Source organism: bacterium (assembly GCA_028821235.1).
GTDB lineage: Bacteria > Actinomycetota > Acidimicrobiia > Spongiisociales > Spongiisociaceae > Spongiisocius.
This window is the reverse complement of the sequence record JAPPGV010000114.1, coordinates 1-12893: the sequence shown is the minus strand read 5'-3', so window position 1 is coordinate 12893 and position 12893 is coordinate 1. Positions and strand designations below refer to the sequence as shown.

Here is a 12893-nt window from a genome sequence, read left to right as displayed (position 1 = left end):
CCCCCCCCCCCCCCCCCCCCCCCCCCCCCCCCGCCCCCCCCCCCCCCCCCCCCCACGGCTACGACCACTTCCTCCGCTACATAGTCCCCCGCCTCCAAGCCCGGGGCGTTTCCGATTCGGATCTGGACACGCTCCTACGGAAGAACCCCGCCCGCCTGCTGGCCGGACGTGTCGGCGCGTGACGGCGGTTCGATCCCTCGCCCCCCTTCCATCGCCGAGGCTTCGATCGCTAAGGCTCGGTCCGCCGGGGCCTACTCCTTGGAACCGACCGATGCCTACGGCCGGACCAGGCAGATCACGTCGAGACGGCCATTGAGTTCACCCAACTCCTATGTGACGGTGCCAGAATCAGTCCTGAGATCCCGAACTTCGGTTATCAGACCCCGACCCGAGCTCTCAGAACTCGTTGAACGCGGCCTGGAGCCCTTTGCGCTCAGTTGCCGCGACCGCTAGCTCGGCCTTGATGTTGCCAAGCTCTTTTCTCATCTCCGCCTTGAACGCGCCGAGTTCCCGCGCGACGGAAAACATGAAGCGCAACAGGATTCCTATCGTGACGACCTGCAGGCCGACGATCCCGATGAGTTCCAACATGGTCCTGTTCTCCTAACCCGCGAGCAGTGTAGCCGGTGTCAAGCGAGCAGCACTACTGCACACCTTAAGTATACGATCAACATGGCCTGACAATGCCGATCTTTCAAGCGATAGTTTTCGCGTTCTTACCCGATCACACCGTACCCCTTAATACACCTACCGGCACCGTGCGCAGTCTGCCTGCCGGCTGAACCCGCGGGTGTCCGTAACAGCGGGTAGTACAGTTCCGGGCATGAGCGATACCACCAACAAGGACATTCTGAGCGTCGTGGCGTGGGTACGGGCCGAGCCCGGCGCCGAGGACACGGTTCGGGAGACGCTGGCGGGCTTCGTTGCCCCCACCCTCAAGGAAGAGGGTTGCGTCGACTACCAGCTACACGGCGTCAACGACGATCCCGGCCTCTTCTATTTCGTCGAGTACTGGCGGAGCGAGGAAGACCTGGAACGTCACATCGCCTCGCCCCACATCCGGGACGGAAGCGACGCGGTCACTCACCTGATCCTGGAGCACGGCGAGATGAGGATGACGCAGATCGCCTGAGCGACCCCGGCTTCGGCCGAGGGCCTAGTTCAGCGCCGGGCGGTGATGGCCACCTGTTCGACCAGAAGGTCGGCGGTCACGGTGCGCCGGGCCGCCAACTCGGATGCTGCCCTGCCATGCCAGTAGGCGGCCGACCGGGCCGCCTCCGCGCCGTCCCCCCCGGCGGCGGCCCAGAAGGCTCCGATCATTCCCGCCAGCACGTCGCCGGTGCCGATGGTGGCGAGCTCGCGACCGCCCGAGTTGACCAGCCACCGGTCCGCTCCCATGACGAATGTGGGAGCGCCCTTCAGCAACACGGTAGCTCCCGTGTCCTCGGCCAATCGGGCCGCCTCCTGGTAGGTCGCTGCCCGTCCGGTCAAGCGTCGGAACTCTCCCGCGTGCGGGGTGATGACGGTGTCTCCAGGGCGGGCCAGGCCTCCCGGATCGCCGAGAGCGTTCAGGGCATCAGCGTCGGCTGCCACCGGCCCTTGCCAACCCCGGAGAAGCCCGCTAACGAAAGGCCCGAGGTCGGGGGACGACCCCAGGCCGGGTCCGATGATCACGACATCGAAGCGCTGAGCGAGTTCCAGCACCTGGGGGAGGTCGGCCGCCGATAGCGAGCGGCCCGATCCGATCGCCCGGGTCATGATCTCGGGTGCCCGGACCTTTTCCTCGACCGTGGGGGGACAGGCGATCATCACCGCCCCGGCGCCGGCTCGCAGCGCCGACCGGGCGGTCAGGGTGGCGGCCCCGTCCAGGCCGTCCGAGCCGCCCACCACCAGCACCGAACCCGCCGACCACTTGTGTGCGGTGCGGGACCGCACGGGAAGCGGGGCGTCCGCATCCTCGCACAGCCACATCTCCGGCGCCACATCCGGCAGGCCTATGTCGGCCACCACGACATCGCCGCACCGGTCGGGACCCGAACCCACCAGGTGCCCCACCCGATATCCGTGGAAGGTGACCGTGGCCCGGGCGCAGGGTGTCCCTCCGGCCGCCTCTCCCGTGGTGGCGTCCAGCCCGGACGGCACGTCGACCGCCAACCAGGGCAAGCCGGTTCCGTCACCGGGGCCGGGCGGAGTCCAAGATGAGAGGTCGGGTGGCTCCCCACGGAAGCCCGCTCCGAACAGAGCGTCGATCACCATGTCAGCATGCCTGGTATCCGACCAGCGCCGGACCCGCGCCCCTTCGCGGCTGGCCAGGTCCCGCGCCCATATCGCCGGATCGGTGCGCGGCTCGGCCAGCGGGTAGATGTCCACCGCTATCCCCCGCCCCGCCAGATACCGGGCCGCCACGTATCCGTCGCCCCCGTTGTTACCGGGACCGGCCAGCACCGCCACCGTCGACCCGTAGCCTGCCCCCATGGCTACCGCCTGCAAGGCGACCGCCAGGCCGGCCCGGTCCAGCAGGGTGCGCGGATCCGCGGTGGCCATCGCATCCTGGCGCCGGGATTGCTCAGCCGTGAGAACGGGAATCATCAACCAGCACTGTAGACCTACCGCGCCACCACTGACCCAAGTAGGTTGACTCGACTGACCAGGTCACCATCCAACGGCGGGTCAGCGGTCATGCATGGGAGGGCGGTCAGCCTCCGGCGCGACGGCCAGCCCGCTCCAGACCATGTCCACGGTCTGTTCGATGCGTCTCCTCGACTCGGGAACCCCGAACATGTGCCGCATGAAGACCGCCCCGACCATGGCTTGGACGGCTATCTCCAGGTCGACATCGGCCCGGATCTCCCCCCGGTCCACACCGCGCCTCAGGACCATCATCGCCTCGTCCCGGCGTGGGCGCAGCAGCCGTTCACGCATCAACTCGAAGAGTTCGGGACTTCGCGTTTCCTCGACGAGAAGAGCGCCGATCATCCCGAAGCCCGGACCCCGCCGCACGGCTTGGCGCATCTGCAGGATCATCTCGACAATGTCGGAACGCGTGTCACCCGTGTCCGGCAGCGGGCCCAGATCGTCTCTCAACGCCCCTAGGGCGGCGGCCACCAACTCCTCCTTCGACGCGTAGCGGCGGTAGATGGTGGTCTTCCCGACACCTGCCTCGGAAGCCACCCCCTCGACCGACATCCCTGCATATCCCCGGTCTGTCAACAGCTTCAGAGCAGCGCGGAGGATGGCTTGGTCGGTCTGCGGATCTCGGGGCCGGCCGGGCCTGGGGTCATCCCTCGTCATGGGAAGACCCTATTCGGCGTCGGTTCGGGATCCTCCGTCTTGGGGTAGATGGCGTGGCGGCATGAACTTGACGATGAACACCGAGCCGGACAGCGCCACTCCGGCCGCAACCAGCACGGCTACGCCGAGCGCGTCGGAGAAGGCCGCTCCGGCCGCTTCCGCCAACCGCGTCCCGATCTCTCCCGGAAGCATCGACGCGATCCTGGAGGCCGCTCCCACCGAATCACGGGCAGCAGTTGCCGCCTCGGCGGGCAATCGGGTAACAACATCCTCCATCCGGCCGCTGTAGACGGTGTTCATCACGGAGCCGATCACCGCCACGCCGAAGGCTCCCGCCACCTGCCGGGTCACGTCGTTCATCGCCGAGGCCACACCGGCGTTCGCCTCAGGTACGGCGCCCATCACGGCGTCGGTGGACGGGGCCATCACGTTGCCCATTCCGAAGGCCATGCAGAAGAAGGTCAGGCCTATGACCCAGTACTCGGTCTGCGGGTCCCAGAAGGAAATGGAGATCAGCACCGCGCCCAGTACCACCAAGCCCGGAGCCACCACCTTGTTGGTACCCAGCCTGGACACCAGCCGATGGCTCAGACCGGCGCCGGCCGCCATCCCGAGGGCCACGGGAACCATCCGCAACCCGGCTTCCAGCGGGGTGTAGCCCTGGACGAACTGGAGGTACTGCGTCATCCCGAACACCATCCCGAACAGGGCGAAGAACCCGATCGAGATCGCGCCTGCCCCCGCCGAGAATCTCGGGTTGCGGAAGAACGCCAGGTTGAGCATCGGGTGGTCGGTCCTGATCTCCCAGTAGACGAAGATCGCGACCAGGAGTGCTCCCACCCCGAAGCCGGCCAGCACCAAGCCATCCGTCCATCCCCGCACCGGGGCCTCGATGATCGAGAACACCAGGATGGTCACCGCCGATATGGACAGCACCGCACCCGGGATGTCCAGCGGGACCGGGTGCGGATCCCGGCTCTCGGGCACCACCAGGACCCCAGCGACCAGCGCCACGATGATGATCGGGATGTTGATGAAGAACACCGACCCCCACCAGAAGTGCTCCAGAAGCAGGCCACCGGCCAGGGGGCCGAGGCCCACACCCAGACCTGAGACCCCGGCCCAGATCCCGATGGCCTTGCCGCGCTCGTCCCGCGGGAACACATTGGTGAGGATCGACAGGGTGGAGGGCATGATGAGCGCTCCGCCGATTCCCATCAGGGCGCGTGCCGTGATGAGCTGGCCGCTCGAGGCCGCCTGCGCCGCGAACAGGCTCGACAGCCCGAAGATCACGAGACCCACCTGGAGCGCAAGCCTCCGCCCGTAGCGGTCTCCCAGTGAACCCATCGTCAGGAGGAGCCCGGCAAACACCAGGATGTAGGCGTCCACCATCCACTGAAGCGACGTGGCCGAGGCGCCGAACTCCCTCTGCAGCGTGGGGATGGCGACGTTCAGGATCGTGTTGTCCAACCCGATGATTAATAGGCTCGTCGAGAGAACCCCGAGCGTCCACCATCGCCTCCGGTAAGCGACCGACTCTTTCGAGACCGGCTCCGTACTCGCCATGGAGATACCTCCTTATCAAAACGATACGGTAGCGTTTCTATATGCTAGAGGCCTGAAGGACCTTGTCAACTCGGTGGATGCGCCTCGGTCAAGAGCCAACACCGCAAGGCGCTCGTCGCGGTGCGGGCAGTCGGATGGAGGCGGCATAGAATCCCGGGCGTCCCGGCGATCGTCTCATACGAGGACAGCGCCAGCAGCGGAAGGGAAACGGCATGACCATTGTCCTGGCGACTTACACGACGGCACCCGGCAAGGACGGCGAAGTGGCGGACCTGCTCAGGAGCTACACGGCCCTGGTGCTGGAGGAGCCGGGGTGCCTCGCGTTCGAGGTCTACAGGAGCGTGGACGACCGGCGCCGGTTCCTGCTTCTCGAGAAGTATGTCGATCGGGCCGCGTTCGCCGCGCACCAGGCAACCGAGCACTTCACGGAAGTGGCTGTCAAACAGATCCGCCCCCTGCTGGACGACCGCAGCGTCGAGATAGTGGACGCATAGGCCGGAGGTCCGGGCCGGATGTCCCCCTGGCGGCGGGGTAGGGACGGGACCCGGCAGAGGGGCAGATCCGGAACGCCGAGCGCGCCCAAATCCCACGGCATCGCGCCTCCTCCACCGTTGAGGCTGCTTGCTTGACGGGTCTACAAGATCCCCCTTAGGATCATTCGGGAGGTCCGGTCCCACGACAGTACGAGGCATCACATTCGCATGTCTGACCAATCACAGGGTTTGCCGGCCTCTCCTCGTCGCATCAGGATCTCGCTTCCGGGTTCGGGCGCCGCCGCTGTCGCCGACCTCTTGGATGATGATTGTCCCGATACCTGCTCGGCCTTGTGGGACCTCCTCCCGCTCCGTCTCAAGGCGACCCATGACATATGGTCGGGACACTTGATACGCTCCCATTTGGAGGGTGACACCTATCTCGAACCCGAGAACGTCCTCACCTATATTCCCGTGCCGGGCGATGTCTTCTATTACTACAGACCGGCTCGCTACTACCGGGGCTCACCGTACGGCAGGCTGGAATCCGCCGAAATAGGGATTGTGTACGACCACGACACGAGACCGCAGGGTCCGAGGGGACCTGAAGCAGTGAACCTGTTCGCCGAGATATCCTCCGGTCTGGCAGAATTTCGCACGGCGTGCGAGGCGATGATCTATGAAGGCCAGAAAGAATTGATCATCGAGAGAATGGACGATCCTTGAGAAGGCTGGTCTTCGAACTCGAGGGTACAACGGCGATAGCCGAAATGCACGAAGACATCGTGCCCGGCACGTGCGATGCCGTATGGGAGATCCTCCCGGTGGAGGGCATGTCAATCCATGCGAACTGGGCGAGCCGCGAGATCATGCTGCATCTTCAAGGCGACAAGATCCTCAGGCTTCCGCCCGAAGGGCCGTCCAGTCACGGGGTAGTAGCACCCGGAGACGTCGTCTATTTCTGGCGGGCGCCTCAGATGTCCCGAGGGAAGCAGCTCGCTTACAGTTCGGAGTTCGAGCGGGAGCTCTCGGAGTTCGCCATCTTCTATGGCGAGCCGTCCGGCTTGGGTCTGGCGACGAGTGATCCGGCCCGGGAGGAGGACCCGACTCTTCAGGTCACGACGCTGTTCGCGACCTTCATCGACCTCCCTGCGGACTTCGTGAACAAGTGTGAGGAGATCCGCCACAAGGGCCTCAAGCGGCTGGTTGTGAAGCGATACGAGGAATGACAGGCGGGGCCGGATGACAAGGGTTCGAATAGCACTCGGGGCGGTTGAAGCCTTCGCCGAGTTGGACGAGGTTGCCGCCCCGAGAACGACCGCTTGGCTGCGAGAACAGCTTCCGATGAGGACCCAGGCCATTCACAGCATGGAGAGCGGCAGGGAAGTGTATGCCTTGCTTGACACCCAAGGGCCCATCCCGGAGGAGAACCAGACCATCTACCAGTGCGTCGGAGATCTGTTCGTGTACCACAAGCCGGCAATCTTCGTGGAACCGGCGTGGCCGAGGCATGTGCGTACCTTTCTCGTCATCGGGTTCATATACGAGCGAGACAGCGCGATCAGGGGCATGAGCGGACCGCTGGCCACCAACATCGTCGGCCGGATCACCCAAGGCATGGATGCCCTGGCTCACGAGGCGCCCCGCATGCGGAAGGAAGGCTTCGGCGAGATCGCGATCAGCGTCCTCTGAGCCGGTTGGGCGTGATGCTGGATCTTGTCATCGGCGGCGGCCGGGTAGCCGACGGTTCCGGGGAGCCGCTCTACACGGCGGACATCGGAGTCACCGGGGAGCGGATAGTCCGAGTCGGGAAGATCGACCGCGACGAGGGCCGGACGCGCATCGACGCCACCGGACTGATCGTGGCTCCCGGTTTCGTCGACGCGCACACCCACTCGGACATCACCATCCTGGTCGACCCGAGAGCCGAGAGCGCGGTCCGCCAAGGCGTGACCACCCAGGTCTTCCCGAACTGCGGGATGGGTCTGGCTCCCGCCGTCGGGGATGCGCAGGCGGACATTGCCGAGCGGGTGGGACGGTTCGGCATCGAGGTCGACTGGAACACGGTGGGCGAGTACTTCGATCGGGTCCGATCCGTGGATCCTGCCGTCAACGTCGTGCCCATGGTTGCCCAGGGCACGGTCCGGATGGCGGTCATGGGGTTCAGCCAGGCCGAGCCCACCCCGGCCCAGTTGGAGACCATGAGGGACCACGTCCGTGAGGCTATGCGCAGCGGAGCCCGGGGAATGTGCTCGGGCCTCAGGTACGTCCCCGGCGGATACGCGAGCCGGGGGGAGCTCATAGAGCTTGCCCGGATCGTCGGCGAATACGGAGGCGTGTACGCCAGCCACATCCGGAGCGAGGGTGACAACGGGGACTGGTTCGACGCTATCGACGAGGCCCTGGCGATCGGACACGGTGCCGGCGTACGGGTACAGATCTCCCATCTGAAGGCACTCGGGGCCGATGTGTGGGGTAAGAGCGGGAGAGCGCTCGCGGCGATCGAGAAAGCCCGCGAACAGGGTGTCGACGTCTTGGGCGACCAGTACCCGTACGACGCCACCAGCAGCACCCTCTTCGTTCTGTTCCCCCAGTGGTGCCAGGAGGGTGGCGTCGAAGCCTTCCTGTCACGAACGGCCGATGCCGCGCTGAGGACGGACATCGAGAGTGCCTTCTCCAAGTCGCTGGCGTTGCGGGGCGGCGGGGACAGGATGACGGTCTCCGAATACGGGCCCGACCCCCTGCTGGAGGGGAAGACCCTCGCCCGCATCGCCGAAGAGCGCCGAGAAGGGGTCTTCGAGACTGCCGCGAGCATGCTCGAGACGTCGAGCGGGCGGGTGAGCATGGTGTTCCACACGCTCGAGCGGGACGACATCGAGAGGATCTTCGTGAACCCTCTGGTCATGGTGGCGAGCGACGGGTCGGCTGTCGCCCCCCACGGCAAGCTGGCCGCCGACTACTACCCCCATCCCCGGAATTACGGATGCTTCCCGAAGGTGTTGGGAGACTTCGTCCGCGGACGGAAGCTGTTGCCCGTCGGAGAAGCGGTCCGGAAGATGACCTCCCTGCCCGCCGAGCACTTCGGGCTCGAGCAACGAGGCCGCATCCGGCCCGGATGGTATGCGGACCTGACCATCTTCGACCCCGGCACCGTGGCCGATCAGGCGACCTTCGAGAATCCTCGCGAGTTTCCCGCTGGGATCCCCCACGTGATCGTCAACGGGCAGCTGGTCGTCGAGCAGGGAAGCCACACCGGGAGCCGGCCCGGCGAGGTGCTTGCTGCGGGTGAGGGATAGGAGTCCGATGGTTTCCTTCGGTGTGGGGATGGCCCCGGTCGAGCCGCTCGAGAAGATCACGTCGGTGGCCAGGATGGCCGAGGAACTCGGGTTCGACAGCTTCGTGCATGCCGATCAGAGGTTCGCCGGCGAGAAGGACGTCTTCGTGACCCTCGCCGCCGACGCGATGGCCACCAGCCGGATCAACGTCGGGCCGTGCGTGGCCGACCCGTACACCCGGATCCCGGCCATGACCGCGCTGGCTGTCGCGACCCTGGACGAACTGTCCGGAGGCCGGGCCCTCCTGACCCTCGGAGCAGGCGGGTCGGGCTTCCCGCAGTTGCACCTCGAGCGTCGCCGAGTCAATCAGGCACTGCGCGAGACCATCATCATGACCCGGTCGCTCTTCAGCGGGGAGACCGTCAATTTCGACGGCAGCATCTTCAAGCTGTCGGACGCACGCCTGAACATCGACGTGAGGCCGGACATCCCGATCCTCGTCGCCACCCGGAGTCCTAGGAACCTGGAGCTCGCGGGCGAGTTGGCGGACGGAGCGGTGATCGCCACCTACGTGTCGAGAGAACAGCTCGAGTACGCGATCGGACTGGTCCGGCGGGGAGCCCGCAAGGCCGGGCGGCGCCTCGAGGACATCCGGCTGGTGTCCTGGGCCTACACCTCGATCTCGGACGACGGCCGGCAGGCAGTGGAGAACGTGCGGCCTTTCGTGACCCAGGCCCTCGTCAATACCTCCCCGGATGCCTATACCACGATCTTCGACGGGTTCGGCGAAGAACTGCCGGGTTTCCTCATCCGGTGCCGGGAGTTGGGACGTGAGGGACTCGAGACCGCATACAGGGACCGGGAACACCTGACGGACGAGGTCATCAAGCGGTTCTCGGTGGCCGGGACCGCCGATGACTGCATCAGGAAGATCCGGGAGATCACCTCGATGGGGATCCACGAGATCTGGCTGAGATGCTTCTCCGCGCCACGGTCCGAGGGGGAGCACGAAAAGGTGATCGTGCCGTTCGCCAAGCAGGTGTTGCCGCACTTCGGGGTTGGCGGTTCCGCTTCCTGAACGCCGCTCACTCCGATGGGCGGACGTTCCCGACGTGCATCTCGAGCAACTTCTCGCGCACCGCCTTGGCCGTGGCGAAGAAGTCGATGCTGGTCCGCATGGACGGATCCCGGACAGAGGGCAGGTCCACCGGCACCTCGGCCACGATCGAACCCGGTCTCGGCGACATTACGAGGATGCGGTTGGATAGGAATACAGCCTCCTCGATGTCGTGGGTGACCAGCATCGCGGTCGCGCCCAGATCCCTGATCATCGTGCCCAGCTCGTGCTGGAGGGCCTCCTTGGTCAACTCGTCCACTCCCGTGAACGGCTCGTCCATCAACACGATCGACGGCCCATGCACGAAGGCTCGTGCTAGCGAGACCCGCCGCTGCATCCCACCCGACAACTCGATCGGGTAGGAGTTCTCGAAGCCTTTCATCCCGATCATCCGGATGAGATCGTCCACGTTGTCCTTCGACCCTCCGTCCTTGACGACCTCCAGCGGAAGCTTGATGTTGTCGTACACCGTCCTCCACTGCATCAGGCTGGACTCCTGGAAGACGTACCCGACCACGAAGCGACCGTCCGAGCGTTCCCGCTCGATCCTCCCCTCGGTCGGACTGTCCACGCCGGCTATCAACCTGAGCAGGGTGCTCTTGCCGCAGCCGCTGGGTCCGACGATGGCGAGGGTCTCCCCTCTACGAACCTCGAACGAGACGTCGGTCACCGCATCCACATCCTCGCCCTTGGCCGTCGAGTAGCGCTTGCCCACTCCCTCCATCGTTACGACGCGCGCCGAGGTCATACGCGTTCGTGCCAAGGCATCAGGCGTCGCCCGAGGAACACCACGCCTCCGTAGAGAGCCAACCCAAGGATCGTGAGTATCACGAAGGCTCCGAAGGCGGCGGTGGTGTTGAACGTGTACTGGGAGTTCAGGATCAGGAACCCGAGTCCCTCGTTCGAGCTGACGAACTCCGCGACGATCGCCCCGACCAGAGCTCCGGATACAGCGATCCGCATCCCGTCGAAGAAGTAGGGCAGGGAGTTGGGGAGGCGCACCTTGTAGAACACCCTCACGTTTCCGGCCCCCAGGGAGTTGAGAAGGTACACCAGGTTCCTGTCCACGGAACTCAAGCCAGAACTCACGTTGATGACGATCGGGAAGAACGTCAGGATCACGATCAGGATGACCCGTGAGGTGTTGGTGAAGCCGAGCATGACGTAGAGAATCGGAGCGATCGCCACCTTGGGCAGCACCTGGAGCGCAACCACGTAGGGCATCACGATCCGGCTGAGCATGTCCGAGAGGGTTATCAGCACCGCCAGCAGGAAGCCGAATGCCACCCCGATGGCACACCCCACCAAAGCCGCACGAAGCGTGACCAGAGTGTGGTCCAGCCACCGGATGTCCCCGGTGAAGTAGATCTGGAACACCTGCGACGGGGGTGGGAACAGAAACCTCGGAATCTCGAGTACGTCAACCAGTACTTCCCAGAGAGCCAGACCGAGAAGGAACGAAAGGAAGGACAGGCCGCGACCCGTCAACGAGGACAGGTCGCGGCCGACCTTCGTGCTACTGCGAGCCAACCCCTGGCTCCTTACGGTTCGCTTACGAACTCGTTCGTGTACAGGGTCGTCGGGTCGAAGTCCTTCTCTATCTCGAACAGCAGCCGCAGCGACGGGAGGGTCTCGGCGATGAGGTCAGGGTCGAACCACCCCAGTGCGAGCGGATCCATGCCGGCCGCATCCTCGGGGTCGATCCCGTACTGGGCCTCCAGGGCCACCTTCCACTCCGCCAGCGTCTGGTCGAAGTCGCGGCCGTCGTTGATGGTGATGAAGTCCGTGACGCACTCCTCCGCGTTGACGGCGCAGAAATGCAGCGAACGGGTCGTGACCTCGGCGATGGCCCTGGCCACGTCGGGGTGCTCGTCCAGCAGGCGCTTCTGGATCACCACGCCGGTCATCGGCGCCGCGATGCCGAACTCGGCGAACAGGAAGGCTCCGATGGTGTCCCCCTGCTCGGGAGCGACGATCGAGAGGCTGGCGATCGCCCTGGCAAAGGCAACGATCGCATCTACCTGCCCGGTGAGCAATGCCGGATTCAGGGCGCCGAACCCGATGTTCTGGATGGTGACGTCGTCCTTCGAGACTCCCTGGGCCTCCAGGAACACGTCGAGGTACAGGGCCGACAGGCTGCCCTGCGGAGCGGCGATCGTCTTCCCGAGGAGGTCAGCCGGAGTGCTGATCCCCTTCCCCTCCAGGAACATGAGAGCAACGGGATTGCGCATGGCGCCGGCCGATATGGCGATCAGCGGGGGCGCATCCGGGTTCCGGTCGGCTATCAGCATCTCGTCCAGGATGCTGCCCTGGGTGTAGGCGAATCCGCTCCGATCGGCTGCCACGGCCTGAACCGCCTGGGACGTTCCGTCCAGCGCCACGACCTCGATGTCGATGTTCGCCGCTTCGAAGAACCCTTGCGCCTGGGCCGCGTAATCCTGCGGCGCGCTGCTGGTGACGCCCCCGACGTACAGCGTGACCGTGACCGGTTCCATCGGTTCCTCGGCCTGGGTAGTCGCGGTTGTTGTGGTCGGAGCAGCGGTGGTAGTGGGTGCTTCATCTGCCGGAGCCTCGGTGGCAGGTGTCGCAGCCGTGGTCTGCGGCGCCGCGGTGGTCTGGGGTGCAGCAGCCGTAGTGTCGGGCTCCTCCTCCGACCCGCATGCAGAAACCACCACCAGCAGTGCAGCAAGCAGGAGTGCTAGCGAGGTTCGTCTCATCTTTTCTTCCTTTCGCCGGATTCAGAAGACCTGGGATCCGAGTGGTCGCGAACCGGCCAGGGTCTCTATACGCGACACTACCGGGCAGTTCGCGAAAGCGCTGGTGAGAGGGGCAAAATCCTTGGCTGAGGGTGAAACCTCGCTGGAATCGCGGATGGACTGGTTCCCCGGTTCGCGGAGGCCTCGATGTCCGATGAACACCGGTTGGTCTGCGCCTGTCAGGTGTGCGCGTGCTGGGAGCTTCGGTTGTTGCGGCTAGCACCGGGGCCTCCGCATCACGAGGCGGCGCCCGAAACCCACGGAATGGCGCGGCCTCATCACATAGAACCGCTGCGGTGACCCGGACTCGTCTTCCTCGCATCGCCTAGCCGGCATCGGCACGTCGCCGGGCCGGTCCCGGATGGATTCTCAGATGTTTCCCACCTGGTCTTCAGGTGATTCACAGGTTGGGGTC

14 protein-coding genes are annotated in these 12893 nt (G+C 65.3%); 7 read left to right on the top strand and 7 right to left on the bottom strand.

Annotated features, from left to right (window positions below):
* Positions 1–396: 396 nt before the first annotated feature.
* Positions 397–591, bottom strand: coding sequence for a hypothetical protein (locus OXK16_12000; GenBank protein MDE0376663.1), 195 nt, complete (start codon positions 589–591; stop codon positions 397–399).
* 232 nt (positions 592–823) lie between these two features.
* Between OXK16_12000 and OXK16_11995 the strand changes: the two genes are divergently transcribed.
* The gene (locus OXK16_11995) at positions 824–1132 is read left to right on the top strand and encodes a putative quinol monooxygenase (GenBank protein ID MDE0376662.1); all 309 of its coding nucleotides are present in this window, start codon (positions 824–826) and stop codon (positions 1130–1132) included.
* 29 nt (positions 1133–1161) lie between these two features.
* Here OXK16_11995 and OXK16_11990 read toward each other — a convergent pair whose 3' ends face one another.
* From OXK16_11990 to OXK16_11980, 3 genes are all read right to left on the bottom strand, one after another.
* Positions 1162–2589 carry an NAD(P)H-hydrate dehydratase gene (locus OXK16_11990; GenBank protein ID MDE0376661.1) on the bottom strand — a complete coding sequence of 476 codons (1428 nt, stop codon included), beginning with the start codon at positions 2587–2589 and terminating at the stop codon, positions 1162–1164.
* An 81-nt stretch (positions 2590–2670) separates the two neighbouring features.
* The gene (locus OXK16_11985) at positions 2671–3291 is read right to left on the bottom strand and encodes a TetR/AcrR family transcriptional regulator (protein ID MDE0376660.1); all 621 of its coding nucleotides are present in this window, start codon (positions 3289–3291) and stop codon (positions 2671–2673) included.
* A 9-nt stretch (positions 3292–3300) separates the two neighbouring features.
* Positions 3301–4857 (bottom strand): DHA2 family efflux MFS transporter permease subunit, encoded by a 1557-nt coding sequence (locus OXK16_11980; GenBank protein ID MDE0376659.1) that lies wholly within the window; start codon positions 4855–4857, stop codon positions 3301–3303.
* A 212-nt stretch (positions 4858–5069) separates the two neighbouring features.
* On the opposite strand from OXK16_11980, the gene OXK16_11975 reads away from it, so the two are divergent.
* The 6 genes from OXK16_11975 (at position 5070) to OXK16_11950 (ending at position 9683) form a co-directional block, all read left to right on the top strand.
* A complete protein-coding gene (locus OXK16_11975; protein MDE0376658.1) occupies positions 5070–5351 on the top strand; it encodes a putative quinol monooxygenase in 282 nt (93 codons plus the stop codon).
* A gap of 207 nt (positions 5352–5558) precedes the next feature.
* A complete protein-coding gene (locus OXK16_11970) occupies positions 5559–6056 on the top strand; it encodes a DUF3830 family protein (GenBank protein ID MDE0376657.1) in 498 nt (165 codons plus the stop codon).
* The gene (locus tag OXK16_11965; protein MDE0376656.1) at positions 6053–6559 is read left to right on the top strand and encodes a DUF3830 family protein; all 507 of its coding nucleotides are present in this window, start codon (positions 6053–6055) and stop codon (positions 6557–6559) included. The genes OXK16_11970 and OXK16_11965 overlap by 4 nt, the downstream gene beginning before the upstream one ends.
* Positions 6560–6572: 13 nt before the next feature.
* The gene (locus OXK16_11960) at positions 6573–7022 is read left to right on the top strand and encodes a DUF3830 family protein (GenBank protein ID MDE0376655.1); all 450 of its coding nucleotides are present in this window, start codon (positions 6573–6575) and stop codon (positions 7020–7022) included.
* Positions 7023–7036: 14 nt separating this feature from the next.
* Entirely contained in the window at positions 7037–8626 is a 1590-nt protein-coding gene (locus tag OXK16_11955) for a D-aminoacylase (protein ID MDE0376654.1), read from the top strand.
* 7 nt (positions 8627–8633) lie between these two features.
* Positions 8634–9683: an LLM class flavin-dependent oxidoreductase gene (locus tag OXK16_11950; GenBank protein ID MDE0376653.1), complete on the top strand. Its 1050-nt coding sequence runs from the start codon at positions 8634–8636 to the stop codon at positions 9681–9683.
* A gap of 7 nt (positions 9684–9690) precedes the next feature.
* Here OXK16_11950 and OXK16_11945 read toward each other — a convergent pair whose 3' ends face one another.
* Genes OXK16_11945 through OXK16_11935 form a run of 3 tightly spaced genes read right to left on the bottom strand, consistent with a single transcriptional unit; the run spans position 9691 to position 12439 of the window.
* Positions 9691–10470, bottom strand: a complete 780-nt coding sequence (locus OXK16_11945; protein ID MDE0376652.1) for an ABC transporter ATP-binding protein — start codon at positions 10468–10470, stop codon at positions 9691–9693.
* The gene (locus OXK16_11940; GenBank protein ID MDE0376651.1) at positions 10467–11252 is read right to left on the bottom strand and encodes an ABC transporter permease; all 786 of its coding nucleotides are present in this window, start codon (positions 11250–11252) and stop codon (positions 10467–10469) included. Before OXK16_11940 ends, OXK16_11945 begins: the two co-directional genes overlap by 4 nt.
* An 11-nt stretch (positions 11253–11263) precedes the next feature.
* Positions 11264–12439, bottom strand: coding sequence for an ABC transporter substrate-binding protein (locus tag OXK16_11935; GenBank protein MDE0376650.1), 1176 nt, complete (start codon positions 12437–12439; stop codon positions 11264–11266).
* Between the last annotated feature and the right edge of the window lie 454 nt (positions 12440–12893).

Coding starts and splice junctions, on each gene's coding strand:
- OXK16_11990 (MDE0376661.1), bottom strand. CDS start 2,589: ATGATTCCCGTTCTCACGGCTGAGCAATCCCGGCGCCAGGATGCGATG.
- OXK16_11980 (MDE0376659.1), bottom strand. CDS start 4,857: ATGGCGAGTACGGAGCCGGTCTCGAAAGAGTCGGTCGCTTACCGGAGG.
- OXK16_11960 (MDE0376655.1), top strand. CDS start 6,573: ATGACAAGGGTTCGAATAGCACTCGGGGCGGTTGAAGCCTTCGCCGAG.
- OXK16_11995 (MDE0376662.1), top strand. CDS start 824: ATGAGCGATACCACCAACAAGGACATTCTGAGCGTCGTGGCGTGGGTA.
- OXK16_11985 (MDE0376660.1), bottom strand. CDS start 3,291: ATGACGAGGGATGACCCCAGGCCCGGCCGGCCCCGAGATCCGCAGACC.
- OXK16_11975 (MDE0376658.1), top strand. CDS start 5,070: ATGACCATTGTCCTGGCGACTTACACGACGGCACCCGGCAAGGACGGC.
- OXK16_11955 (MDE0376654.1), top strand. CDS start 7,037: ATGCTGGATCTTGTCATCGGCGGCGGCCGGGTAGCCGACGGTTCCGGG.
- OXK16_12000 (MDE0376663.1), bottom strand. CDS start 591: ATGTTGGAACTCATCGGGATCGTCGGCCTGCAGGTCGTCACGATAGGA.
- OXK16_11935 (MDE0376650.1), bottom strand. CDS start 12,439: ATGAGACGAACCTCGCTAGCACTCCTGCTTGCTGCACTGCTGGTGGTG.
- OXK16_11950 (MDE0376653.1), top strand. CDS start 8,634: ATGGTTTCCTTCGGTGTGGGGATGGCCCCGGTCGAGCCGCTCGAGAAG.
- OXK16_11970 (MDE0376657.1), top strand. CDS start 5,559: ATGTCTGACCAATCACAGGGTTTGCCGGCCTCTCCTCGTCGCATCAGG.
- OXK16_11945 (MDE0376652.1), bottom strand. CDS start 10,470: ATGACCTCGGCGCGCGTCGTAACGATGGAGGGAGTGGGCAAGCGCTAC.